This is a genomic window from Halopseudomonas pachastrellae (assembly GCF_900114765.1).
In the GTDB taxonomy this organism is placed as follows: domain Bacteria; phylum Pseudomonadota; class Gammaproteobacteria; order Pseudomonadales; family Pseudomonadaceae; genus Halopseudomonas; species Halopseudomonas pachastrellae.
Map to the genome: position 1 here is coordinate 1 of NZ_FOUD01000045.1, position 3,111 is coordinate 3,111.

General features: G+C 54.6%; 3 protein-coding genes. 1 reads left to right on the forward strand and 2 read right to left on the reverse strand.

What is annotated here, in order from left to right:
* Positions 1–936 (reverse strand): ISL3 family transposase (locus BM116_RS18495; protein ID WP_090475333.1); only part of this gene is annotated, 936 nt, incomplete at its 3' end.
* Positions 937–948: 12 nt separating this feature from the next.
* Positions 949–1,983 (reverse strand): permease, encoded by a 1,035-nt coding sequence (locus tag BM116_RS18500; protein WP_000098298.1) that lies wholly within the window; start codon positions 1,981–1,983, stop codon positions 949–951.
* A 111-nt stretch (positions 1,984–2,094) separates the two neighbouring features.
* On the opposite strand from BM116_RS18500, the gene BM116_RS18505 reads away from it, so the two are divergent.
* Positions 2,095–2,409, forward strand: a complete 315-nt coding sequence (locus BM116_RS18505; protein ID WP_000349485.1) for an ArsR/SmtB family transcription factor — start codon at positions 2,095–2,097, stop codon at positions 2,407–2,409.
* The last annotated feature ends 702 nt before the right edge of the window (positions 2,410–3,111 follow it).

Below are 3,111 nucleotides of genomic sequence, written 5' to 3' on the forward strand. Positions count from 1 at the left end.
CAGGGCGGCTTCTGCCTGGAGCCGTGTGGTGGCGTCCCAGATGCCGTAGAAGCGCTCCTTGTGCTCGTAGGCGGCCAGCAGTTGCGGGAACGCGCCTGTCCAGGTCTCCATGATGAGGCGCTCCCGGTCTGAGACTTCGTGAGCGCGTTTCAGCAGGATTTTCCGGTCTCCCTTGAGAGTCCGGCTCTGGGACGGTTTCAGCTCCTTTCTGAGGCCCTTGCGCACTCTCTCTAGGGCATCGTTGGCCATGCGCACCACATGGAACTTATCGACCACGATACGGGCCTGGGGCAGCACAGCCTTGACCGCTGCCCGGTAGGGGTTCCACATGTCCATGCTGACGATCTCGACCTTCTGCCGGTCTTTCAGCTTCATCAGGTAGTTGGTCACCACGTCCTGGCGGCGGGTGGCCAGCAGGTCGAGCAGGGTTCGCTCCTCAATGTTGGTCAGAATGCAGCGGTAGCGCTTGTTCAGGTATAGCTCGTCAATGCCCAGGATGCGGGGCGTCTCGAAGCGGTGCCAGCGCCCCAGGAACTCGGCGCGGGCGTTGAAGATGTCGCGCACCGTCTTCTCGTCCAGGCCGGTCTGTGCCGCCACAAAGGTGTAGGGGTGGTTGAAGGATTCCTTCTCCACGTACTCATGCAGCCGCAGTGTCATACGGAATCCGTCCACCATCTCCGGTAGCTGGGGCCTGAATGTTGTCTTGCAGGCCCGGCAGGTGTATCGGCGGCGGACCACCCAGAGAGTGACCCGCTTGCCGTGGATGGGCAGATCACGATAGGGAACGTCACGCTTGCCGAACCGCACGAACTCACCCTGCACGCCGCACCCCTCGCAGGCTACTGGTGTAGGTGCTTCAAGCCGAAAATGTATGTCTTCATTCTGCTCATCAGAATCCACCAACTGGTACCCAGGAAGGCTTAACGAATTAATCATCTCCCGCCTTGATCAGAAAAACAGGTAGGTGGCGTAACCGGCAATCATCGCCATAGCAAAAATGACTGCTAAAAACGCCGCTAAAAGCTTCAGCGTGAACAAAGAGCGCAACAGAATGAGCTCAGTCAGGCTGGCTCCGGCACTGCCGATGATCAACGCTAGCACCGTCCCGGCACCCACGCCTTTGGCCATCAGAGCCGCTGCCAGAGGTATGACGGCTTCAGCGCGAATATACAACGGCACGCCGATGACAGCGGCAACTGGAATGGCAAAGGGATTATCTGGGCCTGCATACTGCTCCAATAAGTCAGTGGGCATGAAACCATAGATCACGCTGCCAATCGCAATACCGATGAGCAGGTAAGGCAACACATCGATAAAGTCCGACCAAGCTTCCCGCCACACACCACTGTACTTCCCTTCTTTCTTAACCGTGACAGTGGGTTGACTGTCACAGCATTCGCTAGACGTAGAGACTGTTGTCTTCCTATCAGCCCCGCAAGAAGCCGTCTTCGGAGTGGTGTCGCAGCTGTTGGTGCCGCAACTCGATGCGGTCGATGTAGCACTGCACGGGCTTGCTGATGAACTACATCCACTGCTCTCTTGTGTCGCCGTCCGGCGCACATAACGCTCGAAGCCAAGCGTGTGAAGCAGCCATCCGGCACCTACCGCGACCACCAAAGCGGCGAGCACATAGATAGCAGTAAGTGTCCATCCAAACGTGGCAACCAGCAGGCCGACGACGATAGGATTCAGCAACGGAGATGAGAAAAGAAACACCATCATCGGCCCAAAACCGGCCCGTGCCCGAATCAACCCTTTCAACATGGGGATAGTCGAGCAACTACAGAAGGGCGTTATAGCTCCTAAACCAGCAGCAAGAAAATAGCCTCGCTTCCCACTGGAAGTCAGTAACGCTTCCACCTTGGATGGTGGGATGTGACGTTGAAGAACTCCGACCAGCAAGCTAATGCCAATGAATAAAACCGATAGCTCGATAGCGAGAAAGGCGAACATGCCTAGAGCGTCTTGGAGTTGAGATGACATTCAATATTACTCCTATATTTCTAGTATTGTCGAAATGATGTACGCAGCCTACTTGCGTTTATCCGACCTGTCAACTATAATTCTAGAAACATCGAATTATTGGGGCGTGCTATGGATCACGAAAAGGTTGCAGCCAGCTTAGCTGAGCTAGGGAATAGTCACCGACTGTCCGTGTTCCGCTTTCTGGTCAAAGCTGGCCATGATGGGGCTTCGGTCGGAGATATCCAGAAGGGGCTGGGTATTCCTGCTTCGACGCTATCACATCACCTTGCGCGCATGGCCAAGGTAGGGCTGATCCGGCAGGAGAAACATAGCCGCACGATTGTCTGTATACCCGAGTATGGGCACCTAGAGAATTTGATCGGTTTCTTACAAGAGGAATGTTGTGCAGGTGTCCGGATTGCGCATGAACCAGAACCGCTTTGACGCTTGCCCAGCTCTCGCTGTCCTCCCTAGTCAGCATCGCTATGAAGACTCAGGCGAAGGTGGAAACAGAAAATTGGCAGTAGAGTAGGCTGAAGAGGATCAATCAGATAATCCGCTGAGAAAGATTTTCTTCTTTACATCTTTGGCATTTTATCAACCAGAAATTCCGGATACCCATTAAATTGCGCAGCAAAGCGGCAGAAATCAGAGCATCGCTCTATGAGGTGCCGACAAATACGTACTTGGCCGAGGATGGCTCTGAGCGCTTCAAGGAGATGTTGCGCGGCAGAACACAGAGTGAGTTTTCTGCCACTCACAGTGTGAAAGACTACCTGGTTGAAGACGGTTCTGAGCGCTTGCGCAAGCTATCGCAAAGCGCTGAGCGAAAAGCATAGAACCGGCCCCCAAAACCAACCTGAGCGCAGTGGCCTGACACTCCGTCAGGGATTATTCGGCGGTGCGTCGGTACGCCCGCCGTCGCATTGCTCCGGCGTTCCTCTCCTGCGTTACAGGCTCGGTCGAACGTGGGTTCTCTCCGAGAGCCCTTCGGATAAACAAAAACGCCCAGCTAGGCTGGACGTTTTTGTTTATTGGCGGAGAGTCAGTCGGTAATCCCCCCTGAAATCAGAGCTCGTCAGAAGTAGAATTTTCTCCTAATCGGATCAAGGAAATTTTGCGTGAAGACATCGCGTTTTTCGGACA